At 49.6% G+C, this 24,762-nt stretch carries 18 protein-coding genes; 1 reads left to right on the top strand and 17 read right to left on the bottom strand.

Translation table 11 applies throughout. The features are described 5' to 3' along the window. From A3GK_RS0104575 to creD, 14 genes are all read right to left on the bottom strand, one after another. Nucleotides 1–308: helix-turn-helix domain-containing protein (locus A3GK_RS0104575; RefSeq protein WP_018027675.1), on the bottom strand; the 308-nt coding region annotated here is incomplete at its 3' end. Between the two features lie 540 nt (nt 309–848). After that, nucleotides 849–1,325, bottom strand: a complete 477-nt coding sequence (locus A3GK_RS0104580) for a DUF4293 domain-containing protein (protein WP_018028298.1) — start codon at nt 1,323–1,325, stop codon at nt 849–851. Between the two features lie 104 nt (nt 1,326–1,429). Continuing rightward, nucleotides 1,430–1,777: a DNA-directed RNA polymerase subunit omega gene (locus A3GK_RS0104585; protein WP_018028299.1), complete on the bottom strand. Its 348-nt coding sequence runs from the start codon at nt 1,775–1,777 to the stop codon at nt 1,430–1,432. A gap of 31 nt (nt 1,778–1,808) precedes the next feature. Next, nucleotides 1,809–2,648: an outer membrane protein assembly factor BamD gene (locus A3GK_RS0104590; RefSeq protein ID WP_018028300.1), complete on the bottom strand. Its 840-nt coding sequence runs from the start codon at nt 2,646–2,648 to the stop codon at nt 1,809–1,811. Between the two features lie 67 nt (nt 2,649–2,715). Further along, on the bottom strand, nt 2,716–3,453 hold the full coding sequence (locus tag A3GK_RS0104595; protein WP_018028301.1) for a shikimate dehydrogenase family protein: 738 nt from the start codon (nt 3,451–3,453) through the stop codon (nt 2,716–2,718). Then, nucleotides 3,450–4,238: a bifunctional demethylmenaquinone methyltransferase/2-methoxy-6-polyprenyl-1,4-benzoquinol methylase UbiE gene (ubiE, locus tag A3GK_RS0104600; RefSeq protein ID WP_155799433.1), complete on the bottom strand. Its 789-nt coding sequence runs from the start codon at nt 4,236–4,238 to the stop codon at nt 3,450–3,452. The genes A3GK_RS0104595 and ubiE overlap by 4 nt, the downstream gene beginning before the upstream one ends. Continuing rightward, nucleotides 4,217–5,167 carry a phosphoribosylaminoimidazolesuccinocarboxamide synthase gene (locus A3GK_RS0104605; protein WP_018028303.1) on the bottom strand — a complete coding sequence of 317 codons (951 nt, stop codon included), beginning with the start codon at nt 5,165–5,167 and terminating at the stop codon, nt 4,217–4,219. The genes ubiE and A3GK_RS0104605 overlap by 22 nt, the downstream gene beginning before the upstream one ends. A 29-nt stretch (nt 5,168–5,196) precedes the next feature. Then, nucleotides 5,197–6,159 (bottom strand): PhoH family protein, encoded by a 963-nt coding sequence (locus A3GK_RS0104610; RefSeq protein WP_018028304.1) that lies wholly within the window; start codon nt 6,157–6,159, stop codon nt 5,197–5,199. Continuing rightward, nucleotides 6,156–6,656 (bottom strand): thioredoxin family protein, encoded by a 501-nt coding sequence (locus A3GK_RS0104615; protein ID WP_018028305.1) that lies wholly within the window; start codon nt 6,654–6,656, stop codon nt 6,156–6,158. The genes A3GK_RS0104610 and A3GK_RS0104615 overlap by 4 nt, the downstream gene beginning before the upstream one ends. Before the next feature lie 83 nt (nt 6,657–6,739). After that, the gene (locus A3GK_RS0104620) at nt 6,740–9,310 is read right to left on the bottom strand and encodes a TonB-dependent receptor (protein ID WP_018028306.1); all 2,571 of its coding nucleotides are present in this window, start codon (nt 9,308–9,310) and stop codon (nt 6,740–6,742) included. Then, nucleotides 9,307–10,131, bottom strand: a complete 825-nt coding sequence (locus A3GK_RS0104625) for a GLPGLI family protein (protein WP_018028307.1) — start codon at nt 10,129–10,131, stop codon at nt 9,307–9,309. Before A3GK_RS0104625 ends, A3GK_RS0104620 begins: the two co-directional genes overlap by 4 nt. Nucleotides 10,132–10,758: 627 nt before the next feature. Continuing rightward, nucleotides 10,759–13,983, bottom strand: coding sequence for a S41 family peptidase (locus A3GK_RS0104630; RefSeq protein WP_018028308.1), 3,225 nt, complete (start codon nt 13,981–13,983; stop codon nt 10,759–10,761). Nucleotides 13,984–14,012: 29 nt separating this feature from the next. Beyond that, nucleotides 14,013–15,050 (bottom strand): NAD-dependent epimerase/dehydratase family protein, encoded by a 1,038-nt coding sequence (locus tag A3GK_RS0104635; RefSeq protein WP_018028309.1) that lies wholly within the window; start codon nt 15,048–15,050, stop codon nt 14,013–14,015. 357 nt (nt 15,051–15,407) lie between these two features. Next, nucleotides 15,408–16,808, bottom strand: coding sequence for a cell envelope integrity protein CreD (gene creD, locus A3GK_RS0104640; protein WP_018028310.1), 1,401 nt, complete (start codon nt 16,806–16,808; stop codon nt 15,408–15,410). A gap of 115 nt (nt 16,809–16,923) precedes the next feature. Here creD and A3GK_RS0104645 point away from each other — a divergent pair, with 115 nt between their 5' ends. Next, nucleotides 16,924–19,320 (top strand): family 20 glycosylhydrolase, encoded by a 2,397-nt coding sequence (locus tag A3GK_RS0104645; protein WP_018028311.1) that lies wholly within the window; start codon nt 16,924–16,926, stop codon nt 19,318–19,320. Between the two features lie 233 nt (nt 19,321–19,553). Here A3GK_RS0104645 and A3GK_RS10450 read toward each other — a convergent pair whose 3' ends face one another. Genes A3GK_RS10450 through A3GK_RS0104665 form a run of 3 tightly spaced genes read right to left on the bottom strand, consistent with a single transcriptional unit; the run spans nt 19,554 to nt 23,734 of the window. Beyond that, on the bottom strand, nt 19,554–21,701 hold the full coding sequence (locus A3GK_RS10450; RefSeq protein ID WP_018028313.1) for an ATP-dependent Clp protease ATP-binding subunit: 2,148 nt from the start codon (nt 21,699–21,701) through the stop codon (nt 19,554–19,556). A gap of 56 nt (nt 21,702–21,757) precedes the next feature. Then, nucleotides 21,758–22,402, bottom strand: coding sequence for a cytidylate kinase-like family protein (locus tag A3GK_RS0104660; RefSeq protein ID WP_018028314.1), 645 nt, complete (start codon nt 22,400–22,402; stop codon nt 21,758–21,760). A gap of 24 nt (nt 22,403–22,426) precedes the next feature. Beyond that, nucleotides 22,427–23,734, bottom strand: coding sequence for an acetyl-CoA hydrolase/transferase family protein (locus A3GK_RS0104665; protein WP_040575982.1), 1,308 nt, complete (start codon nt 23,732–23,734; stop codon nt 22,427–22,429). Nucleotides 23,735–24,762: the final 1,028 nt, after the last annotated feature.

The following is a 24,762-nucleotide window of genomic DNA, read 5'->3' on the forward strand; positions in this document are numbered from 1 at the left end:
TTTAGCCAACCAGAAATTTGCTGTGGAGACCAATCCTCTCTTAGCTTTTCGATCACTTTCTTCCACACACCTTTCCCTATCTTCTTGTTTCGCTTAACCCTTTCCTTATCCTCATTGGCCAGCATTTGGGCGTGCATTTGGGTATATCTTCCACTCTTGTTGGCATTCCTCTTAATCTCCCTAGTAATGGTAGATGGNGAGACTCCTACAAGCTCAGCGATCTCTTTTTTCAACAAACCCTTTTTTAGACCGCTCTCAATTATGTATCTTTGATCAAGGGTTAGATGTTTGTACTTTTTTTTGTTCATAAAACAAATATACTAATCCCATGGGAGGTTTCGGCCTCCCATTTTTGTTTTATGAATCCACACTCCCTTCTTTGCCCTTTTTCACGGCTTATTTGGTGGCCGTACGGCCACCAAATAAGCCGTGAAAAAGGCAGTCCCTAGTACCTCAAAAATTGCACTTCGGTTTAGAACTTAGGGGGTTACGCATTAGAAAGTTCATGCCGTATGGTTTTTAGCGGGGTATATATATGAGTAAGGACCTCGGCAGAGGTCCGACGGATCCTAGCCCCCGAGTCGGAGGGGGCAAGCCCCCCGAACGACCGGGGGATCAACGGTCATCCCCCTAGCCCACGACCCCTTGCGGGTCGGACAACCGCATCAGATTAATCCTAGAATGGTTTGTCCGACCCACAAGGGGTCGAATGGTAGTGGTGGTTCGGGTTTTTGTCCCCTAGTCATCGGCTCTACGAGCCTCGACTAGGGGCTATGATCCGTCTGACCTCCCACGAGGGGAGGTCATTCAAGGTAAATCTCTTCTCTAATGCGTAACCCCTGCGCCCCTTAGCGTAGGCGATCCATAAATCTGATGGTCTTTTCATCGACCGCAATGCCTCGGTAAGCAAGATAATCAAATATCATTGCCACGATAGGAAATGCCAGCCAAGGGGTGATGCTCATAGACCACCAATCTTGTGTAGTAGTATTTACTATGGCCTCAATGAAGCTAGGACGATAGACTAAAAAGACCAAGAGGTAGAAGCCTACTTTAATAAGCAGGTTGAATATGGTGAGTCGCATCTGAAGGATCCTTTTACGGTAGAGGAAAATGGAGATGAAACTAATTAGAGTAATCGTGGCGGTAAGGCCGAAAAGCACCCAGGAGGGCTGTACGATTTCTCCCGAAAGATCCTCAAGCCCAGTCGCTTTGAACGCGTAGACCATATCCTGTGTGGTGACCTTTGCAAAGGTGAGGAATAGCATCGCTAGCATCAGTAGTCCTGATGCTAGGAGGTAGAGGGTTTGTTTTCTCTGTATCATATTGAGTTATCTATTTATCTGAATAAAAAAGCAGTGAATAGCAGTCCTCACAACCTCGCATGGTGTGGCGACAATCTATCCACTGCTTATACTTATTAGGTGATTTAGAGACCTTGATCCTCCTCCTCCTCAACCTGCTCCAGTGGATTACGGAAGTAGACTTCCCCCTCCTCAAACTCCTTTGCTGCCACGAGAGAGGGCTTAGGAAGACGCTCGTAGTACTTGGAGATCTCTATCTGCTCTTGGTTTTCAGTGTACTCCTCCAAAGTGTCAGTGTAGGTCGAAAACTCCTGTAGCTTTTGCTCCAGAGCACTCTTCATATCTGCCGAGATCTGATTGGCTCTTTTGCTCATAATCACTACCGACTCGTATAGGTTGCCTGTAGGCTCGCTAAACTTTTCCAAGTCGCGTGTCACAGTTGTTGATGGGGTATTTGTCTTCTTTTTCATCATCTATCTATCTTATCTATTTGGTCATCCTATTTTATTGCCAGTCCGCATTGGGGTCAATGTTCTTTTCGGCATACTCAAAGTACTTATCCACCGTCTTGCGATACTTTCCCTCTGGGAACTCGTTGATGAAGTTGTAGTACTCATCACGGAGGTCTCTCAGTCGCTGCTGCTGCTTCTCCACCACACTATTCTTGGCTATCTGATAGAGCGATGCCACCACATAGTAGTGCATCTCCTCCTTGTGGATAGAGTAGGGGTAGCTCTTCATTGCATTGCGAGCGGTGATGATGCAACTCTCGTAGTTATTGAAAATATAATTGCCGAGGTTGTAGTAAAGCTTGGCATTGAGCACCTCCTTCTCCGCTAGATTCTCCTGAAGGCTAAAGAGTAGTTGCTTTGCCTCCTCCGCTTTTTCGCTCTGTGGATAATAGTCTAGGAATAGCTGTAGCTCTTGCATTGCTGCAATGGTTTTTGCTTGATCCAGACGAGGGTCGGGGATATCCTGAGCTAAGCCATAGCCCGAATAGAAGCGTGCCAATTCAGTGTATTCACCATTTGGAAACTCCGTATAGTATTGGCTAAAAGCCGTCTGTGCCTGCACATAATCCTTTGCCTTGTAGTAGGCTTGAGCCTTGAGGTAGAGTGCTTGCTCCATCTCGCTACTACCGCGGAAATAGGGGAGTATCTCCTCAAGCGTTTGAGCGGCCCATTCGTACTTTCCAGTATTGTAAAACTTCTTGGCATAGGAGTACTTCTCGTACAGGTCGGTGCTTTTCTGCACCTTCGTCAGCTCGTTACACGAGGAGAGTAGGAGCACGAAGAGTAGTCCAATGAGTGAACCAATGAGTGAAAATCTAGATATTTGCTTCATATAAGTGAGCCATCATACTTTTAATACTTCTGGCAAAGATACCAATTTAATCACTATCTCCCTATTCCTATTCTCTAAAAATGTGCCACGCCGCTTCGGCCTGAAGGTAGAGCATACGCTCACCATTCATTTTAATACACCCCTCGGGGGCTGCATTGAGGAAACCAGCAAAGTGACTATCGTAAGAAAGGTCGTAGAGTATATGCCCTTTCCCCACAGCGTGATAAGGTATGGGGGGTACCTCATGTGGCATCTTAGGTCCTCCTAGTGGCGTCGCATTGACGATGAGTTGCACCTCCTCCTTAATATAATTAGGAGTGAGGCTCTCATACGCTATCATTCCACCCCCCTCTGCCGGGTGACGAGAGACCATGATCGGGTCAATGCCCAGGCCTTTAAGTGCAAAAGCTACCGCTTTGCTAGCTCCACCACTTCCCAGTATCAGTGCCTTTCGGGTGGTATCTAAGTCTAAGTGCTGAAGCGACTTGGCAAAGCCTACCACATCGGTATTGTACCCGAATAATTGTTGCCCAACCCGCTTTACCGCATTAACCGCCCCCACACTTTTAGCGATATCCGAAGCAATGTCCACCTGCTCGTACATCCGCTCTTTGTAAGGAGTGGTCACCATAACGCCCTTCCACGAGCCCTTCTCTTGGAGCTCTTGCAAAAAGCGGTCGGGGTCATCGCAATCCACCAGTTCAAAGGAGCCATCCGTCACCCCTTCCTTAGCCCAAATGGCGTTCCAGATCTCAGGAGACCTGCTGTAGCCAATCCCCTTGCCGAGCAAAGCGTATCTATTCATCGTACCCTTTCGGCACTTTTGATCTTTGAGAGCTCACTATAAATGCCAGCAAAGGCATCACTCTTAGGCTTATATCCCACATACAAAGCAGTCACTCCAGGGAGATAGACTTTGTAATAGGTGTTGATAAAACCTGCCATCCGCATCAGTCCCTCCATCTGACGTCGTTGGGGCACCTTGCGAATGCTCTCGCCTAGATATTGATAGGCCGCTTTATTCCTCCCCAGTAGCTGACCGATGAAAGGAATCACTTGGTCCACGTGCAGGTTGTACCCCGCCTTAGTGATTGGATTGGTTGGCACACAAAGCTCCAGCACCGCCACCATACCGCCTGGCCGAAGTACACGGTACATCTCCTGATAACCACGAGCGATCGACTCAAAGTTGCGTACCCCAAAGGCACAAGTGACCACATCGAAGTGCTCCTCCTCAAAAGAGAGATCCATCGCATCCTCCACCGAGACCTTTACTTGGCTCAGCCCCTTCCGGAGTGCTTTCTGAACCCCTATCTCCAGCATGTTGATAGAGAGGTCACTCACCACCACCGTTGCCCCCTTGCATTGCTCTGCGAGGAGAAGGGTGAGGTCGCCAGTCCCTGCGGCCAAGTCCAGAATCAGCTCTGGCCGCTCCACCGCCACGTGCTCCACCAGGTCTTTACGCCAAAGTTGGTCCAGCCCGAGGCTATTCACCCGATTGAGGAGGTCGTAGGTAGGGGCTATGTCGTCAAACATAGCCCTTATCCGACCTGCAAATGTATCTTCCCTTACTTCCTCGCCTTTAGCCATTGAGTTAGGTTCTTTTCGATTCTAGAGTGAATATCCTCAGTGGGGTGCTTCTCAAAGGACTCCCCCGTCAAGTGCTCATACAGCTCTATGTATCTATCCGTAACGCTGTCGCAGTACTCCGGAGTCATCTCAGGGATTTGTTGCCCCTCCTTGCCTTGGAAGCCGTGCTCAATCAGCCACTTCCTCACAAACTCCTTGGAGAGTTGGCGCTGTGGTTCCCCCTTTTCAAAAAGCTCTTGATAAGAGTCCTTGTAGAAGTAACGTGAGGAGTCGGGGGTATGGATCTCATCAATCAGATAGATCTTACCATCCTTCTTGCCAAATTCGTACTTCGTATCCACTAGGATCAGACCGTGCTTCTCAGCCAGTTCCGTGCCTCTCTCAAAGAGGGCGTAGGTGATACGCTCTAGCTCCTCATAATCCTCCTTAGAGACCAATCCCGAAGCGATGATCTCCTCACGAGAGATATCCTCGTCATGACCCTCATCCGCCTTGGTGGTAGGAGTGATAATTGGGCGGTCGAACTTTTGATTTTCCTTCAGTCCTTCAGGAAGGGTGATGCCACAAATGGTGTGCTGGCCCGAGCTGTAGGTGCGCCATGCACTACCAGTGATATAACCACGAATCACCATCTCCACCTTAAAGGGCGTGCACTTGTGCCCGATGGTCACCATAGGGTCGGGAGTGTCTATCTTCCAGTTCTGGACAATGTCGGCTGTAGCGTCGAGGTTTTTGGCTGCAATCCTATTGAGGATCTCCCCTTTATAAGGGATTCCCTCAGGCAGAATCACATCAAATGCCGAAATCCTATCGGTCACCACCATTGCTAGGAGGTCCCCCTCCAAGGTGTAGACGTCTCTTACCTTGCCATGATATAGATTTTTGATCCCTGGCAACTGAAGATCAGTGTTGGTCAATGCTTTAGCCATAATATATGTTTGATTAAGTGTGTTGTATTTTATTCTTCCGTTGTTTCCTCTCCTGCTCCTTCATTTCGGTCGTACGCCTCCACGATCGCTTGAACCAGACCGTGACGCATAATATCCTTCTTCTCAAAAGTGAGCCACCCGATGCCATCCACCTGCTTGAGTATGCGTTGGGCTTCTCTTAGACCCGAGGGGACGCCCCTAGGGAGGTCTACCTGCGTCATATCCCCCGTGATGATCATCTTGGCACTCTGCCCCAGTCGGGTGAGGAACATCTTCATCTGGTGTGGCGTGGTATTCTGCGCCTCATCTAGGATAATCACCGCATCATTTAGCGTCCTACCACGCATATAGGCGAGCGGAGCAATCTGTATCACACCACTCTCCATATACTCCTTTAGCCGAATGCCAGGGATCAGCTCCTGTAGCGCATCATAAAGCGGTTGGAGGTAAGGGTCCAGCTTATCCTTCATCTCTCCAGGGAGAAAACCGAGCTTCTCCCCCGCCTCCACTGCTGGACGGCTGAGGATAATCCTTCGCACCTCCTTCATCTTGAGTAGTTTCACCGCCATCACTATGGCGAGAAAAGTCTTGCCCGAGCCCGCCGGCCCTGTGGCAAAGACCAAGTCGTGCGACTCAATCAGCTCAATCAGCTTCGATTGATTAGGCGTGCGGGCGGTGATCGGTTTGCCCCCCGCTCCATAAATGATCACCCCTTCCGACGAAGCCTCATCACGGCTCTCCTCGCCAGCGATCATCGCCTCGATGCTACTCTCGGTAAGCGAATTAAACTTTGTGGCGTGCTCCTCCATTTGGTTGAGTAGCCTTAGAAACGCCTTCAGCTCCCCAGGCTCCCCAATCACCTTGATGATATTGCCACGAGCCATAATCCGTAGCTTCGGGTGGGTCTCCTTCAGGAGCAAGAGGTTGCGGTTATTGACCCCGAAAAATACCTGAGGGTCGGCCTCTTGGAGTAGATAGATCCGTTCGTTCATCTGCTAGCGACCCCCTTGATCTTATCTGCCTGTTGCCGGAGATCCTTCAGCGAAAGTAGCCCCTCCGATAGGGTAGGCGTCCCCTCTACCGGGATGAATAGTAGGGTAGGGAAAGCTCTGATACCGATCCGCCGTGAGAGCTCCACTGCCTTCTCCGCATCAATAGAGTAGATAATCACCTCGCCCTTCTGCTCGCGTGCTAATTGCTCCAACCGTGTGCGAAGCCTTTTGCAGGGACCGCACCAAACGGCATAAAAGTCGACTATCACAGGCTTATCTCCTTTGAATTGCCACTCTCCCTCCTGAGAATAGTCATAAACCAGCTCCGCAAACTGTGCTTGGTTGATCTCCACCACCCCCGCTTCCTCCAGCCCACTTTGAGCAGAGGCTGAGGGAATCACGTCACCGCTTACGAAGTAAAGAAGCCCTAGCCCTACCACCATAGAGAGTAGGGTGAGCCCCCATTTATCCATCAATTTATATCTAAAAGCCATCATTAATTGTTAAGTCTATCTTATTACCACTCAAAGGTAGATAAAAATGGCGACATAAACAGAGATTCAACCAAAAGGGCTACAGCTTAAAGGGTAATGGTGAAGTCGAAAAAGATCTCTCTCGGACGGAGGTAGTAAAGGGAGTAGACATCGGTGGTAGAGGTCTGCCACCGCCTCTGATACTCATTGTTGCCAAAGATATTCCTACAGGAGAGCCGGAAGTCGTACCGATCCATCTTATAGGCGATGTGAGCATCGGTAAATAGATGGCTCTGTAGCTTTTTATCTGTGTAATGATAGAACTCACTCTTGCACCCAATCTCCAACTTATTCATCGGGAAGATAAATAGCTCCAGAGCGTGCGTGAAAGTGGTGATCCGAGGATTGGAGATGGAGGGGTCTCTCCTATTTATCTGCTTGTAGCTCTTCATTTTGCTACTCAGCTCATAGGAAATCACCTTCGACGGTTGCATAGAAAGGGCTAGGCTCAGTTCGCTATCCTGCAACTGCCATGGCTCTTGCTGGTTCTTTATCAAAAGGTAGTAATCACTCCAAACCTGTCGCCCCTTGAGGGTGATAAGTGTTCGCCACCTAAAGAAAGACTTTGCCAAGTCGGCACTCAGAGAATAGCTAGAGGCATTATACCGCTCTTCGGTAGGTGTTTGCTTGTAAATCGAGGATTGTAAGGTACTTTGGTAAAGAACCTCATTAGTGCGCCTATTCCACGAAGCGTTGAGCGTGGCAAATTGCCCCTTGATCGGATGCTGATATTTAAGTCTTAGAGCTACTGCATGGTTTCCCCGATGCTCCAAGCTGCCACTGTGAGCCGTGACCATTCTATAGGAGGTATATATAGGTGTGCGGTAGAGTGCAGTAAGGGCATCGGGCCATTCGAAGTAATTATAGGAGAGGGATGCACTAGTGATGGCACTAAAATCATACTGCATCCATAGACTTGGTTGCAAAGTTGCCCGAATCTTTTTCATTCCTCCATACTGCCGATGGACAACATCTGCCTTTACCGTTGCCCTCAGTGCCAATGGATCCTTTCGGTAGTTCACCCCTGTAGATAGATACCAATTCTGCTGAGTGTACCGCTCTTTATTATCTACCGCTGGGTAATGAATATCCATCTCTTGGTACTTAAGTTGATAGCCCACCCGTTCGCTCAGTGTAAATCCCTTTATAGTATGATTGAAAGCGATATGATTATCCGACTGAAAGGCCGATAGATCTAGCCGCTCAGTAAACCCCTCGACCGTCAGTAGCTGCCCAGGCAGATGACTAAAAGTATTAAAGGAGGCTCCCTCAAGGGTATGACCATTCTCAAGGCGATGAATGATCTCAAAATTCTCCGTGAGATAAGTTTTCTTTAGTTGCACGCTCTGCTCTACCTGCTTTTGTTGCAAAAGAGAGAGCCCGTCACTTTTATCTACTGTAAAGCTACCGTAAAGGCGGTTGTTGATATAATTCCGATCCTTATTGATATTGTAGGTCAATTCCCCTTTTAGGGTACTCACCCTTGAGCCGACACTACTCTCCTCACTTAGAACTTTTCCCTCATGCTCCAGGTACGTCGTTACCTGCGATCGATTCCCTCTCTCTCTGTCCCAGAAGTAAGAGAGCTGAAAGCGGAGGTCATTGTCCTTCTTAGTCTTAATGAGGTGATTGGTAGCAACAAGATGCGATTGATTAAAGGTAGAGCGCTCCCTCTCTATGGCAGCAGCCGGCACTACCAGCCTCCTCAGAAGTCCTGTTTCCTCCAGATTGCCTCGTAGTTCCGTCGTAAGGTCTCGTACCTCCTTAGTGATGTCCTTCCCAGTGTTATCGCACTTGTACATCGAAAGGTTTTGCATCCGCCGTCCAAAGATCATCCCCATCAGTCGCCCTCTATAGAGCAGTTCACTCGCCCCTTGTGCTGTGGTGCCTATCCCCGCATTGAGGATGCCGGTCCAGGTGTTCTTCACCTCCTCTTTGAGGATAATATTGAGGGCGGCTTGTTCACTAAATTGCACCCCCATTAAGCTCCTTATCGGTTGGTGGTTTTGTAGGACCTGCACCTCTTGGATCATATCGGCATTCAGGTTTTCACTCGCTTGGGCATATTTCGAACCGAGCAGGTCGAGCCCCTCTATGTAAAACTTATTGATCGGCTTTCCCTCGAAGGTGATGCGACCATCGGTACGAACCGATAGCCCAGGCATCTTCTTGATCACATCGGCGATGCTTCGGTCCTGACTCAGCTTAAAGGTAGATACGGTATAAACCAACGTGTCTTGACTTTGCCGAACCCTCTCGGGTCGGATATCCACCTCCCTTAGCTCGAAAGTGGTACTTTGCAGTTGAATATCCTTACCATTTCTGTACTCCTCTATCTTTATCCGCTTCGTCTCGTAGCCGAGTAGCATAAAGCCTATCGCCACTGGGCGAGCACCCTCTTTGGTGGTTATCTGGAATCTCCCATCCTCCCCAGTAAAACCGTATGCTAGGAGTGAAGTCTCGGTGCGGTAGAGCAATACATTGACATCTCGGATAGGGGTCCCCTTCTCATCCACTACCCGCCCATAATAGCTTTCTTGAGCTATGGCTTGAGCTGACAATAGCGAGAATAATATCCCTAGGCATAAAGAAATCCAACGCATGCTACTTCCCATCATTCCTTATCCAAAAATAGGGCTGTCCTCTCTGGGTGGACGATATCATTGCCCAGCTGATCCTTTCCTCGGCTCCTAAATCCAGTTAGCTTCTCAAATAGTGCATCTGGCGATTTCCAAAACAACTTCATCAGGTCGCGGTACTCTTGTCGCGTACACTCCACATATTTTCGATTGGGAAAGAAGAGAGGCTCCCCCTCAATGCGCTCAATCTGAGTACAGGAGAATGAAAAAAGCCCTTCGCTCTCCTCCGCTTGCAAGATAAGTCCTGGTAGCCCATAGAGCATCCACGGGCCATCGCTGTAGGGGATCTCAGGAGTAAACCATACCGTCCAATGCCGGCCCCGATAATCAGTGGTCGCTTGCTGGCAGTGATAGCCTGCTATGATGCTATCCTTTGGCACCAAGGTCCACTCGGGTCGCATCATCGGTTCCGTGTACCTCAGATGCTTGAAAGTCTTCTCTACAAAGGTGAGCTGGTTGGTAGCGGGATAGTTTTTCCACAGTTGATACATCAGCCGAGACCTGCGGTAGCCAGCGCGCTCACATGCATTCATCACATCGCCTACGGTACCTCCTTGTGCCAAAACCCGATCCTGAATCAATTGCCGTTGGACATTATTCAGACCATAAAAGTGAGATACCTTATCCCCAATGTCTAGGATCGCCTCATCCTTAATAGCTACCTTTTGCTCCTCAAATTGATGGTAGATAGCCGTATAATGTACCCTTGCCCGCACCATCTCCTTCTCCTGTGCTGAAGCAGTAGTACCTACCACCAAAGTGAGAAGTAACCAACCAAATAGTATCTTATCTATCCTCATAGTATTTAGGTCATTGAAATAAAATCAATGTGCTTAACCCGTGTCTAAAGATAATAAAAATAGTTGAGATCGGGGAATAAAAGGTTATGGTTAGCAGGGGTTACGCATTAGAAACGTCTTGCCGTATGGTTTTTAGGTGTCTATGAGTAAGGACCTCCGCGAGGAGGTCCGACGGATCCTAGCCCCCGATTCGGAGGGGGTAAGCCCCCGAATGACCGGGGGAAACGCTTGCGTCATTTGGGGAGACCCTATCAACCCCTTATTCCACACGCATACGGAATCTATTCCGCAGGGCTACGGAATCCATTCCGCACGCGTGCGGAATATGAGGTTGATGTGGTAGCCCTTTTAATCGCTAATCTGATATAAGTATCCCTGATATGGTGTACACCAATTATTCGCTATTCCTGAAAAAGTAGACACTTCGTGTCCTCTATTCCTGAAAAACTACACACTACCATCTATCACTTATCTATTTGGGCGTCCGACTCGTCTGACCTGTCCGATCTGTCCGACTTGTCCGACCTGTCCGAAGAAGGTACCTCCTCCCTCCGATAGGCACAATAAAGAAAGGTGGAGCCACACAGAGGTAGCTCCACCTTTCGGTCATTATGGGTTGGTATTTAGTTACTTCTTCATCAGCTCATCCACAGCTGCTTTGAGCTGAGCATCGTAATTGCGTTGAGCCTCCTCAGGAGTGTTGTAGATGAGAATATCCGGCTCAAGCTGGTGATTTTCGAGTGCATTGCCCGCCACATCAGTTACGGTGACCTGAGGGATACCAAATACCAGTGAGGGGTCTACAAGGGTTTCCCACCATACGGCAGTCATAGTTCCTGGTACTGGTGCACCTATGAGCTTGCCGATGCCTAGGGTCTTATAAACCCATGGGAAGCCGTGGGCATTGGAGTAGTTGCCTTCGCTCATCAGCACTGCAGATGGCTTGGTCCACTGTGCAAAGGGGTCATTGCCAATGAATTGCCCTCTTGGTGCAAACTTGCTATAGAGCTTGCCCGTAAGTAGGGTGACGAGGTCTTCGTGCAACCAGCCACCGCCATTGAAGCGGGTATCTATGATCACAGCATCGCAATGGCGATACTTACCGAGTAGATCTTTGAAGGTCTTGCGGAAAGAAGGGCTATCCATTCCCTCCACGTGAATGTAGGCGATCTTGCCACCGCTCCACTCCTCTACCATCTTAGCACGCTGTTCTACCCAACGGCGGTAGAGTAGTTCACTCTCCTCCCATCGGGCAGCGGGGCGAACCTGCTCCTCTACCTCCTTTTGGTCGGTGCCCTTGAGGGTAAGCGTCATCCACTCACCAGTGTGACCATTGATATAGTACTCAATCGGCTTATCGGGGGCGATCTCTTCGCCATTCACCTTGGTGATGATCACCCCTGGCTTAGCTATAGACTTCGCCTTGTCCATTGGGCCACCAGGGATCACTTCGGCGATCTTCACGCCTACCCCCTCGTAGCTATCGTCGTAGAATAGTCCGAGCGAAGCGGTTGATCTATTAGCAGGGCGACCACCGTATCTTGCCCCAGTGTGAGAGGCATTGAGCTCACCGAGTAGCTCGGAGAGCATCTCGGCATAGTCGTAGTTATTATTGATCTCAGGGAGGAAAGCACGATAGTTATCGGCATAGCCTTGCCAATCAACGCCGTGCAGGTCCTTATCATAAAACTTATTCGCCACCTGCTTCACTACGTGGTCAAACATATACTCACGCTCCTTGGCACCACGGTACTCAAACTTGGCAGCAAAGGTGATCGGCTTGCGACTCTTTCCCTCAATCTTGTACATACCTCTTCCCGAGAATAGATAGAGCGTCTTGCCATCCTTACCCATCTCTAGCCGGCCATTACCCACGTCGGCGAGTAGCATCTCCGTCTTTTTCTCGGCCAGATCCATCTCGTAGAGGTTGGTAGCATCGTCAAAATAGGCGAGGTAGTAGAGCTTATCGCCCTTAGGGTTCATCGCAAAGTCGCTTTGGAAGCCACTGGTGCGTGTGAGTCGTACAGTGCGATAATCACGCTGTGCGAGGTCGAAGGTAAGTGGAGCGACCACTTTGGTCTCCTCCTTTGCCTTTTTATCCTTCTTACCTTTCTTATCCTCTTTCTTATCGTCCTCCTTTTCCTCCTCCTTTGGCAGTAGCTTCTCACGCTCCTCCTTATCGAGTATAAATGCGTCGTAAGCCTCTTGGTCTAAGAACATCAGGTAGAGGTCGTACTCCGCTCCCCAGCTACCGTGGCTGCGATAACCGGCTCTATCGGAGGCAAAGATGATGCCTTTGCCATTGAGTACGAAGCGACCGGCACCTTCAGAGTAACCACTCTCGGTGAGGTTGTGGGTGGTGCCACTGCCGTCGGCCTTGATGATGGCCACATCCTTATTATTCCATCCACCGATGCCAATATACTCTGTGATGATCCACTTGCTATCGGGGCTCCAAGCGAAGTCTTGGTCGCCATCGGAGTAGGAGTATTGGTACTTCTTATTCATCACCTCTCGCTCCGTCTTGCTGGCGAGGTTGAGGACGTAGATAGCCGAGCGATCACGTAGGAAGGCGATCTCCTTGCCATCGGGGCTAATTTCGGGCTGGAACGAAGGTAGCTCGCTATTATTGGTGAGCTGTGTCTCCTTGAACTCTTTGGCGTAGACAAACTCCTTATCCGCCTCCCTCGCCAGTTCAGTCATATAGAGATTCCACTGTCCACCTCGTTCGGCAGAGTAGACCAGCTTCCGGCCATCCGGGCTCCAGGTGAGGTCTCTCTCCTGCTCGGGGGTATTGGTGATGCGGCGAGTGGTGCCGTACTCAATATTGGTGACAAAGACATCGCCACGGACTATAAAGGCCACCTCCTTTTCATTGGGAGATAATGCGTAGTCCGTCGCCCCTCGGGTGATGGTGCGATACTCCACCTCAGGCTTAGAGTAGTCGGCGACTACCTGCAGTGCCACCTTGGTAGGCTCCCCACCAAGTGGCATATAGTAGAGCTCTCCATTCCACGAAAAGGCCACGTTGCCCCTCCCGTCCATACTCATATAGCGCACAGGGTGCTTCTCGAAGTGGGTCAGCTGTACTGGTGCCTTTCCTTCTAGGCTCCCCTTATATATATTGAGTGTGCCATCTGCCTCGCTGGTGTAAAGGTACTCCCTTTGCCCAGGAAGCCAAAGGGCATTGCGGTCTTCGCCCTTGAAGGTGGTGAGCTTTTGGTGCTTATTATCGGTAGGATTGTAGAGCCAAATATCACGAGTCACAGAGGAGGTGTGGTGCTTTCGGAACTTATCCTCGTACCCTTTGAGGTCAGTGTAAAGAATGCGTCCGTCGGCACCTATTGAGGGCTCTATCATCGTGATAGCCGAGAACATCTTGGGCCGGCTACCCGATATCTTTTGCTGATAAAGCTGGGTGAACATTCCTGAGGGGAAGAGCCCCATCTCCTTTGCAGGGCGAATGTAGCTATCAAAGAGAATGGTCTCATCATCGAGAAAGGCAACTGGGATCTGTCGTGTGCTACCGAGGGTCACTCTGGTGGCATTTCCTCCGATACGTGAGGTGATATAGACATTGAAGTTGCCCTCTCTATCCGAGGCAAAGGCGAGCTTTTGCCCATCTTTGCTCCAAACGGGTGCTTGGTCGTAAGCGGGGTGAGAGGTGATCTGCCTGGCCAATCCACCAGATACTGGCACCGTGTAGAGGTCGCCCATGTAGGTAAAGGCTATTTCCTTCCCGTCGGGGCTTAGGGCAGTTTGCCGCACCCAGCGAGGTTCGTGGCTCTGTGCTAGAGCCGAAAGGGCTAGTAGGCTGGTAGCTCCTACTAGGAGTAGCTTTCTGATTGACATAATAAATGAGTTATAGATTTGTGATAACATTATTTCTCTTCCAGCTCTCTAAAATAAAGGCTCATCGCCTCTTCATCTTGCTCCACCCATGCTTTGTAGGGCTCGCTCTTGGAGAGGAGATAGCTCTTCACGATTTTGCGTGTTGCCTTTGCTGCCACTCGAGCCACCCAAGGGATGCTCTTCCCTACCGCCTGGTAGTAGTCGGTGAGGGTGTCTCTGCGGAAGTGGAGAATATCCTCTAGCTCCTGCCCATCCTCGTAGTAGCCGCAGTGGAAGTTTTTGGTGGCAAAAGCGTGAGAAGGGAAGTCTAGTGCTCCTAAGCCAAAGAGCTCAAAGTTTTTGGCCAAAAACTCACCGTAAGTGGTGGTGCACTCAGCGCCTCCACCAAGGTTGAATATCTTGCCCTCCACCTTATCTAGGTACTCTAGAGTATATACAAAGGCTCTAGCGGTATCACGAGGGGTGGCGATCTCCATAATCTGCTCTAGGGGCATCCGAAACATGAGTTTACCTACGTGGTGGTTGCCGACACCCATAATCGCTGCAAGGCGGTAGATGGTCCAGCGAAGCTTACTCTCTTGTACCAGCCGCTCCATAGCGATCTTGGTCTCGGCGTAGTTGTCGCCCTCCGCAGGGGTGAGGGGGTCGGAGACTTTGATGTAAGGGTCGAGCAGACGGTCGCCGTAAGTGGCGACACTCGAGGCGATGGCGATAAAGGCGTTGGGGGAGTGCTGCTCAAGCTGATTGATCAGGTTTTTCGTGCCCTCTACATTGACCTTCTGAGCTAGCTCTGGTCGGTCGTGTGCCAAAGGAGGAATCACCGAAGCCATGTGTAGCACCACATCTACATCGGTGGTGGGCTCCACCAGACTCTCGGGATTGGTAATGTCGCCAAAATATACCTTTAGGGCTCCTTCGTAACGGTCGAAGAACTCTCGGTTGCGAGGGTTGTCGAGGTCAAAGACCCGCAGCTCATACTGCCCACTCGCTACTAATTGCTTTACTATCTCTCTACCGATACTACCGCCAGCACCGGTCAGTAGCACGCTCTTTTTCGTGTTGCTCATCTTGTTGTTTTTATCTAAAGATTATTATCTGTTTTAGATGGCTAAGATACCAATTATCTAGCAGACAACCCTAAGAAATAGGGCACTCTGTATGTAAAATAAAGCTATATTTGACCTATAAGGAATTAGGATAACTCTTTTTATTATGATGATGAAGCGTTTTTTATTACTGTGGATAATGCTTTGGGGGTTTTGTACTATGGGAGCATCTCAAACTTATATTTATCAAGGGGATAAAGCGGTACGACTATGGGTCGAAGGTACTCTTTACCATTGATGGGCATCTACCAAAAGCGTTGATGATCTACTTGGTTATGTAGACCATCAACGCTCTGTCTGTAGCCACTCAGTGGTAGATTAGTCGTGCATTACCTTTACGGAGGTGTACATCACGATGGCTAGGATGATAAAGAGGACTAAGCTACCTATGAGCAGTGCGTAGACTTTTATCTGCAGTAGTACGAAGACGGTCAGGTAGAGAAGTGTCATGATACCACAGAGTAGTGCTGCCATTTTGCGATCCTTGAGAATGAGCCGGAAGTAGATGGTATTGAGCCCAACGGTCATGATACTGGCAATGAGATAAGCCCATCTAAAGCCTATCAGCTCGCTAAAGGAGAGCAGTAGGGTATAGAAGAGTACTAGTGAGATACCGGTGAGTAGGTAGTGCAGAATATTGATACTCCTACCTTTCTGGCGTAGCCAGAGCTCCATAAGGAATACCGATAGTAGGGTGAGGACGATGATCAAGATGCCGTAGGAGACGCTTCGCGAGGTCTGGGCATAATGGTCGGCAGGGTTGAGAAAGCTGATAAAGTGGCTATTCTTGTAGAGACTAGGTAACGCCTCATCCCCTATTATACAGCTTTCCTCGTAAAAGGTATTCCAAGTGGCCTCGAAGTCATTCTTACTGATCTGGTAGTCGGTAGGGAGCCTCTTCCCTTGGAAAGAGGGGTCGGACCAATTGCCTTTGATGAGTGTGGTGGCATTATTGGCATTGGCGAGGATTCCGAAGTATTTGCTTCCGGCAATTTCTAGCTTAAGCTGGAAGGAGAGGTCGCTCAGCTCCTCTTCGGTGAGGGGGTAGCTTGCCGATTGTGCGCCACCTTCTCCACCCTCCCCTACATATTCGTTGAAGGCCACTACACCGGGAGGAGTGTTGTAGACGTCGTCATCTATGTAGCTCACTAGGGTGAGTGCCATCTCTGTTTTGACCTTCAGTGCCTGCCCATTGACCTGTAGCTGGCACCGATCTTTGTAACCGGTGGGGTCGCTGATAGAGTAGCATATCTCGGCTCGAGAGAGGTCGTAGCTCCCCTTCACCTCCGAGAGTGCCTGCTGAATATCTTGCTTCAGCCAAGTCCCCTTGACCTCGGTGTGTGCGGTATAGACAGGTACCTGGTAGATGCTTCTGTGTCGATTCTCTATCTCGAGGGTAGCGGTTGCGGTCACCTCATTGGGAATGAGGTAGAGATAGGTCTCCTCGGCCTTTGCTGGATTTGGCTTGTAGGGGATGGCAAGGAGGGGCGTCATTAGGTTTTGACTTTTCCCCCAGCGCGAGGTGATTTCACTGGTTACCTTTTCGCCCTCCCGCTTACGTGAGTCGACTAGCCCATTTAGGAATGCTAGTGGAATCAATAGTAGTAGGCACAGTAGCCCTATGATGAGGGTCTTAATCACGAAGGATATGGATCCTGTTGACTTCTTATCGCCACCATTGGGATTGGTGGACATTTCTGTTGTTTGATTTACCTCCATAGCGTCTTATGTTTTATATTAGTTGTGCCACAAAGATACTCTTTTTTCCCAATAGTTGATTGGCAATTAAATTGGTAACTTTGTCGTGTAACTATTCACTTAAAGATTATTATTTATGAAGAAAGTAGCGTGGCTGGCACTGACCCTTGTGATGGGACTAGGGTTGGTAGCTTGCGGAGATGAGGTGATGGTAGAGCACCCTTACAATGAGGGGACGCATATCATTCCGATGCCTCGGGAGATGGAGGTGCAGGAGGAGAGCAGTTTTACCCTGAGTAAAAACATCTCCTTTGTGGCTCCAGAGGGGGAACTGACCGAGGTGGCTAAGTTTTTTGCTGATAAGGTGAAGACTTCTACCGGCTTTAATTGGCAAGTCATCGGTGAGAGCAAGAATCCTAAGCAGGAGATCGCACTCGAGATCGTTGGGGCTGATGTGGTGCCTAATGCTGAGGGCTATATCCTGGAGGTCTCAAAGGAGGGGATCAAAATTCAGGGGCAGACGCCTCGTGGTATCTTCTGGGGGTTGCAGAGCTTGCTACAATTGCTCCCAGCGGAGATTGAGAGCCCTGAGGTGGTGCGTAATGTAGCGTGGACACTACCTTATGTATCGATCAAGGATGAGCCTCGCTTTGGCTACCGAGGAATGCACCTCGACCCATGTAGGCACTTCATTACGGTGGAGGAGACGAAGAAGCTGATAGATATTATGTCGATGCTCAAGATCAATACGATGCACTGGCACCTCACTGAGGACCAAGGGTGGCGTATTGAGAGCAAGGTGTACCCACGCCTTACTGAGATCGCTAGCAAGCGTATTGAAGGTGATGGCTCAACCTATGGACCTTACTTCTACACTCAGGAGGAGATCAAGGATATTGTAGCTTATGCCAAGGCTCGCTACGTAGTGGTGATGCCCGAGATTGAGTTCCCTGGTCATAACGTGGGGGTACTTGCTGCCTATCCAGAGCTAGGTTGCTGGGGTAAGGACTTCCCTTACGAGGTGAGAAATATCTGGGGTGTTTCGGACGAGGTGCTTTGTGCCGGTAACGACGAAGTCTTTGAGTTTGCTAAGAATATCCTCGATGAAATCATTCCGCTTTTCGATAGCGAGTATATCCACATTGGTGGTGATGAGGCACCTAAGCGTATTTGGGCGAAGTGCCCTAAGTGCCAAGCCCGCATCAAGGCTGAGGGGCTGAAGGATGAGTATGAGCTACAGAGCTACTTTATCCATCGTATTGAGGAGATTGTACTGAGCCATGGTAAGAAGATGATTGGCTGGGAGGAGATCCTCGAAGGTGGGCTAGCACCAAGTGCCATCGTGATGAGCTGGACGGGCGAAAAGGGTGGTATCACCTCTGCCAATATGGGTCATGATGTGATTATGTGTCCTAGCAGTGAGGGACTCTATCACGATCACTATCAGGGCGACTACCATATTGAGCCACAAGCGATTGGTGGATACTCTACGCTGGATAAGGTGTACAAGTACAATCCAATGCCTGAGGCGATTGATGCCGATAAGCGCCACCATGTACTGGGTGTGCAGGGCAACCATTGGTCGGAGTATTTCTACGAGCCTTGGCAGGTAGAGTACCACGCCTTCCCACGTATGCTAGCTGTTGCTGAAGTGGCTTGGACTCCTCTTGAGAAGAAGGACTTTGCTGACTTTGAGCGCAGGGTACAGAATATGCAAAAGCGACTGGACTACCACGATATTCGATACTATATCCCACAACCAGAGCAGGAGGGTGGTAGCCTCAATACCGTAGCGTTTGTAGACCCTGTGACCCTTAAGTTTACCACCACTAATAGCGTGGATAAGATCATTTACACTCTGGATGGTTCGGAGCCTATGCTCAAGAATGGTATCACCTATAGTGAGCCACTAACGTTTAATGAGGATGCCGAGCTGAAGATTCGTTCTGTGGTATTGGGTGGTAGCATGAGCCCAGTTCGTACGATTAAGGTATTGCGCCAGACCTTTGGCCCTGCCGAAGCTCAGGTTGGTGACGAGGGATACAAACCTGGTATTCGCTTTAGCTATAAGGCGGATCACTACTTCAAGAGTGTGGAGGAGGTGCTGGATCTCCCTGCTGATAGCCTCATGGTAGTGGAGGGTGGCAAGATGTCGGAGTGCGGTCTACCTTTCTACAAGGAGAGTAGGCTGGAGCACCTGATGAGCAATGTAAACCACTATGGCGCTATCTATGAGGGCTATATCAACTTCCCAGAGGATGCCGTCTATAGACTGAGCTCGCTCCACCACAAGGTGTGGATTGATGATCAGCTAGTGATTGATAACGAGGGTGAGGTGACGAAGACGCCACGCCACGATACCTCTATCGCTTTGGCACAAGGTCTGCACAAGGTGAAGGTGGTAAGTATCGGTCGCATCGAAGGTGGCTGGCCAACCTTCTGGAATAGAATCGGTATTCAGTGGCAGAGAATAGGCGTAGATGAGGAGATGACTTACATCCCAGATGATGCCTATTATGGCTCTGCAAAGTAATTAGAGACTCTTGCACGAAGGCGATCTGCTGCGTTGCTTTCGGAATTCGGCCTCGGTCACGTACGTGAGTACGCTCCCTTCGACCTCATCCTCAGCGCCTTGCATCTCATCCTTCGTGCAAAGTCTCTCACGTGAGAGAATGATACTTCGTGTAACATTCTTTAGAATGCAGTAAGACAAAGGGGGGCTCAACCATTGGTTGAGCCCCCCCTCTTATATATAGGTAACGCTATTTATGAAGCGGAAACTATCTGTAGCTTTGAGGGCGCCTTGCCTTTCTCTACATCTACAAGATAGGCTCCAGGTGACTTCACTTCGCCATCGATGATTGCTTGCGTCACCATATCCTCTACATACTCTGCGATTGCTCGGTTGAGTGGTCTAGCCCCAAGCTTAGGGTCAAATCCCTTCTCTACAAGGAAGGCCCTTGCCTTGTCGGAGTAAGTGATCTCGAGCTCCAATCCTTGCAGACGCTCAGTGAGCTCTCCTAGCTGGATATCTACAATATCTCGTAGCACTTCCTTACCTAAAGCGTTGAAGGTGACAATCTTATCAATACGATTAAGGAACTCAGGGGCAAAGCTCTTCTTAAGCATCTTCTCGATCACCTCTTTGGAAAGTTGGCTATAGTCGGTCGATGAAGCGTCTCGATAGCCGATACCAGTGCCAAACTCCTCCAACTGCCGTGTTCCCACATTGGAGGTCATGATCACAATGGTATTCTTAAAGCTCACCTTGCCCCCATTGCTATCTGTCAGAATACCATCATCAAGAAGCTGAAGGAGTAGGTTGTGGACGTCGTGGTGTGCCTTTTCGATCTCATCAAATAGGATCACACTGTAGGGTCTACGCTTCACCTTAGTAGTGAGCTCACCCCCTTCGTCATAACCGACATATCCTGGAGGGGCTCCCACCAGTCTGGATACTGCGTGTCGCTCCATAAACTCACTCATATCCACCCGAATCATCGCCTCCTCACTGCCAAAGAGTTCGCAGGCAATCCGTTTCGCCAAGAGGGTTTTACCCACACCTGTAGAACCAAGAAATAGGAAAGAGCCAATGGGCTTATTAGGGTCACGCAGTCCAATTCTATTCCTTTGAATTGCGCTCGCTACCGCATCCACCACATGGTCTTGGCCCTTCACCCGAGCCTTGAGCTTCGAACCCAGCTCAGAGAGAGCAGTGAGGTCGTCTTTCGTAAACGACTCCACTGGCACGCCACTCGCCATAGAGACCACCTTCTGTACCTCGGCGATCCCTACCACTACCTTTTCCGAAAGTAGCTCCCCTCGCTCCAATTGCCCCTTATACTCTGCTAGGGCTGTCTTGGCTGCTTTCTCCTCGTCGCGGTACTTGATCGCCAGCTCGTAGTCACTCTCTGCTACTGCTTTCTGCTTCAGCTTTGCCGCCTCTGCTATCTTCTCTTCGTACCTAGAGAGATCCAAAGGCTTCTGATGTGCAATGAATGCATAAGCACCTGCCTCGTCCATCGCGTCAATTGCCTTATCAGGGAAAAAGCGATCGGTCACATACCTCTCCGATAGCCTTACTGCCTCTAGAAGTGCTTCGTCGCTGTAGGAGACGTGATGGTGAGCTTCATATCTCGGCCTTAGCTTCTTAAGGATATCCAGTGTCTCATGGGCATCAGGTGCTTCCACCATTACCTTCTGAAAACGACGCTCCAAGGCACCATCCTTCTCAATTGACTTGCGATACTCCTCTAGCGTGGTTGCTCCGATCACCTTAATCTCTCCACGAGAGAGTGCTGGCTTCAGGATATTAGCGGCATCTAGCCCACCTTGGCTATTGCCACTCCCCACGAGCGTGTGTATCTCATCAATATAAAGAATGATATCAGGGTTGGCCTTCAGCTCCGAGATGATTCCCTTCATCCGCTCTTCAAACTGCCCACGATACATAGAGCCAGCTACCATTCCAGCCAAGTCTACCGATACGATTCGCTTATTGAGCAGAGAGATGGGCACCTCGTTGCTCACAATTCTCTGAGCCAATGCCTCCACGATTGCGGTCTTTCCCACCCCTGGTTCTCCAATCAGGATTGGATTATTCTTCTTTTTTCTTGCGAGTATTTGTGCCACCCTTAGTAGCTCCTGCTCACGCCCCAAGATGGGATCTAGTACCCCCTTCTTTGCCTGAGCATTGAGCCAAGTGCCATACTTATCTAGGGTAGGGGTACTTGACTGATCTCCACCTCCCCCGCTAGAGGTAGGTTGCTCCGTGCGTGATGTGCTCGCCTCACCTTTGGCATGGCTACCAAAGAGCCCTCCTAGCCCCTCCTCACCCTCATGCTCTTCGCCAAAGGGTGTAGCAGTCTCATTGAGTAGCTCTTGGCTATATTTCCTATACATCATCTCTTTCATATCTATTCCTTTGCTGTGTGGGGCAAAAGGAATAGGCTCCCTCCCCGCACACAGGTTTAATCCTTTACAAATCCCCTCTCCCGTATAATGCCTATTATCATTTCTACAGCATAATCTATGCCAATGGCCGAAAGTTTCAGACAAAGGTCGTAATTGTCAGCCCTGCCCCAATGCTTCGAGGTGTAATAATTGTAGTAGTCACGCCGACTCTTATCCACCCGCTCGGCTTCACGGGTTGCCTCCTCTAGCGAATCAAGATTAAGACGCTTTTGAACCACTTCGGCACGCCTTTCGAGGTCATCGGTGACAAATATGGTGAGTAGTTGCTTGTGTTCCCTCAGAAGATAATCAGCGCAGCGCCCCACAAAGATAGCCGAACCCTTGCTTCCTAGCTTTTGGATCGTCTCGGCTTGGATAGAGAATAGATGGTCGTTGGATAGATAGCTCTGAGCTGGCATATAAAAGGCATTGGGCATTCCAAGAGTGCCACTCAGCACCAGTGGCATTTCGTATCCATTTTGCTCATCCGCTTGCTCAAAGAGCTCCCTACGGATATGGCTATCCTCAGCTGCTTTATCGAGTAGCTCCTTATCATAAAGTGGTACTTCCAAACGCTCGTGTAGCCTCTTTGCTAGTCGATATCCACCACTGCCGTACGAACGACCTATACAGATCGCATATCCTTCACCTACCTGCTTCATTACTCTCTATAGATAAATTATTTATTACTTACTCCAAAATCTCTTGGCTGGAAATTGCTCGCACACACTCCGCTCTAGTTCCTCTCTAAAGTCGGGGTGAGCAATTGCGACTAATGCCTCGGCACGCTCAAGCTCGCTACGACCTGCTAAGGCAGCCACTCCGTACTCTGTTACAATATAGTCCACATCGTTGCGACCTGTAGTCACTACATTGCCATTTCCTAGCATCGGTACTATGCGTGAGAGGGTGCCTTTTTTGGCCGTAGAGGGAAGGGCAATGATGCTCTTACCCCCCTTTGAGAGCCGAGCTCCACGCACATAATCTACCTGACCACCCGAACCGCTAAACATCTGGCCACCCACCTTCTCGGCACACACTTGTCCGTAGAGGTCGAGCTCAATACACGAGTTGATGGAGATCATACGCTCATTCTGCCCAATCACATAAGGGTCATTGACCCAATCCACTGGATATTGCTCCAGCACCTTGTGCTCACCCAAAAAGCGATAAAGTGCCTCATCACCCATCGTAAAGGCGGCGGTCATTACCCCAGGGCGAACCCCCTTGTAACTGCCTGTGATGGCACCACTTTGGTAGAGCTCTAGCACTCCAGGGGTGAGTAGCTCAGTGTGGATGCCTAGATCCTTATGTCCCTTCAATAGCCCTAGTACCGCATCGGGTAGTGCGCCAATGCCTATCTGTAGCGTGGCTCTGTCGGGGATTAGCTCGGCACAGTAACGTGCGATCTCGAGATCGGTCTCGCTTGGTGTAGCGGCTGGTAGAGTATGTGCTGGCGAGGCATGGGTCACTAAAATATCTATCTCCTCTGCCTTTAGGAAGTTGTCGCCACCAATATAGGGTAGCTCGGGATTGACTACCGCCAATACCCGCTTGGCACATCGAGCTGCTGGCAGAGTGTAGTCCGAGGAGAGGCTACAGCTATACCGTCCTTCGGCATCGGGTGGGGTCACTTGCACCACCGCCCAATCGGGCTGAAAAGCCCCTCCCTCAGCAAAGAGCATCGGCACTTGCGAAAAATGTCGGGGGATAAAGTCGGCACGCCCCTCTCGCACTGCATTACGCATCGCCGCACCACTCAAAAAAGGTGAACAGACCCGCATGTGCTGCTCCATACCAGGCACTAAGTGCACCGCCTCTCCAAGGTAGATCAAGTGGAAAATCTGCAACTGCTTGAAGCGGTCGCACTGTCTTACTAATTCCTCCACCACACAATTGGGGGTCACTGCTCCATGACCCAGCACCACCTTGGAGCCATCTGCTATCTCCGCCACCGCCGCACTAAGCGACATCTCTTTGCATCTACTCATCATCAAATGTTATTAGATTAGTTCAAAAATAGTATATATAATGTGTATAGGTTTCTTGCGTAAAAGCTACTTTAAGCCTTGCTTTTTCTTCAAAATTAACGACCCTACAATCAACACCGCATAAAGCATCATTCCACCGGCTGTCACCCCAAAAAGGAGGGGAGAGCTGTCGTGTGAGAGATAGAGCAAAATCAAGAAGTAGAGCAAAAAGAGCAGGCTCCTTGCTCCCTTTATGATGAGCGGTTCGTGTTTCCAATAGGTCATGATTAACGTCGGAGGATAGAAAATGGGGAGGTAAAAATACCCGTATATTTAATAATGAAATTAGTCTTTGAGAATGGCAACTTGTCTCCTAATCCTACCACTAACCGCAAGATACCTATCTCACAGACTACCTAGTGGCAAGTTACAAAAAAAACTCCGATTGTGCAATAATGAGCTACAAATTGTCATGGGGTGCCTTGAGGGGACAGACCTAGATAGGGTTGTCCGACCTCCCACAAGGGGAGGTCGTGGGGTTGGGTAGTTGGTTACCCTTACCCCCTAGTCGGAGGCGCAAAGCCCCGAACGACTAGAGGATTAAGAAGGTATCCCCCACCACCTTACGACCCCGGCTGAGGGGACGGACCATTGATGGCATATCCTATCAAAGCGTTCTACCACTAATAAGCGAGCCGAGTGCTATCGTGTAAAAACCTCACTTCGTGCGTCATTCTCGTGTAATAATGAGGGTGCTAAAAGCAGAATTGTAATGTGCTGAAATTCAGTATTATAAATTGGTGCTTGCTTTAGATGCAACTCAGCAAAAGTTTAGTTGCATCTCGCCGATTGCTTAGTTGCATCTCAGCAAATGCTTAGTTGCATCTCGGCAAATGCTTAGTTGCAACTCAACTTTTGCCCTCATACCCCATTAGTTTATGAAGGCCCATAGAATAGACTTAAAGTGCTAGTAGTGGGCAAAGTATTTCCTTAGATCGCCTTGGTACAAAGTCCCAAAACAAATAAAGCTCGACTGGTATGTGCCAGCCGAG

It is taken from the genome of Porphyromonas somerae DSM 23386, from assembly GCF_000372405.1.
Taxonomy (GTDB): Bacteria; Bacteroidota; Bacteroidia; order Bacteroidales; family Porphyromonadaceae; genus Porphyromonas_A; species Porphyromonas_A somerae.

Coding starts and splice junctions, on each gene's coding strand:
- A3GK_RS0104580 (WP_018028298.1), bottom strand. CDS start 1,325: ATGATACAGAGAAAACAAACCCTCTACCTCCTAGCATCAGGACTACTG.
- A3GK_RS0104585 (WP_018028299.1), bottom strand. CDS start 1,777: ATGATGAAAAAGAAGACAAATACCCCATCAACAACTGTGACACGCGAC.
- A3GK_RS0104590 (WP_018028300.1), bottom strand. CDS start 2,648: ATGAAGCAAATATCTAGATTTTCACTCATTGGTTCACTCATTGGACTA.
- A3GK_RS0104595 (WP_018028301.1), bottom strand. CDS start 3,453: ATGAATAGATACGCTTTGCTCGGCAAGGGGATTGGCTACAGCAGGTCT.
- ubiE (WP_155799433.1), bottom strand. CDS start 4,238: ATGGCTAAAGGCGAGGAAGTAAGGGAAGATACATTTGCAGGTCGGATA.
- A3GK_RS0104605 (WP_018028303.1), bottom strand. CDS start 5,167: ATGGCTAAAGCATTGACCAACACTGATCTTCAGTTGCCAGGGATCAAA.
- A3GK_RS0104610 (WP_018028304.1), bottom strand. CDS start 6,159: ATGAACGAACGGATCTATCTACTCCAAGAGGCCGACCCTCAGGTATTT.
- A3GK_RS0104615 (WP_018028305.1), bottom strand. CDS start 6,656: ATGATGGCTTTTAGATATAAATTGATGGATAAATGGGGGCTCACCCTA.
- A3GK_RS0104620 (WP_018028306.1), bottom strand. CDS start 9,310: ATGATGGGAAGTAGCATGCGTTGGATTTCTTTATGCCTAGGGATATTA.
- A3GK_RS0104625 (WP_018028307.1), bottom strand. CDS start 10,131: ATGAGGATAGATAAGATACTATTTGGTTGGTTACTTCTCACTTTGGTG.
- A3GK_RS0104630 (WP_018028308.1), bottom strand. CDS start 13,983: ATGTCAATCAGAAAGCTACTCCTAGTAGGAGCTACCAGCCTACTAGCC.
- A3GK_RS0104635 (WP_018028309.1), bottom strand. CDS start 15,050: ATGAGCAACACGAAAAAGAGCGTGCTACTGACCGGTGCTGGCGGTAGT.
- creD (WP_018028310.1), bottom strand. CDS start 16,808: ATGGAGGTAAATCAAACAACAGAAATGTCCACCAATCCCAATGGTGGC.
- A3GK_RS0104645 (WP_018028311.1), top strand. CDS start 16,924: ATGAAGAAAGTAGCGTGGCTGGCACTGACCCTTGTGATGGGACTAGGG.
- A3GK_RS10450 (WP_018028313.1), bottom strand. CDS start 21,701: ATGAAAGAGATGATGTATAGGAAATATAGCCAAGAGCTACTCAATGAG.
- A3GK_RS0104660 (WP_018028314.1), bottom strand. CDS start 22,402: ATGAAGCAGGTAGGTGAAGGATATGCGATCTGTATAGGTCGTTCGTAC.
- A3GK_RS0104665 (WP_040575982.1), bottom strand. CDS start 23,734: ATGATGAGTAGATGCAAAGAGATGTCGCTTAGTGCGGCGGTGGCGGAG.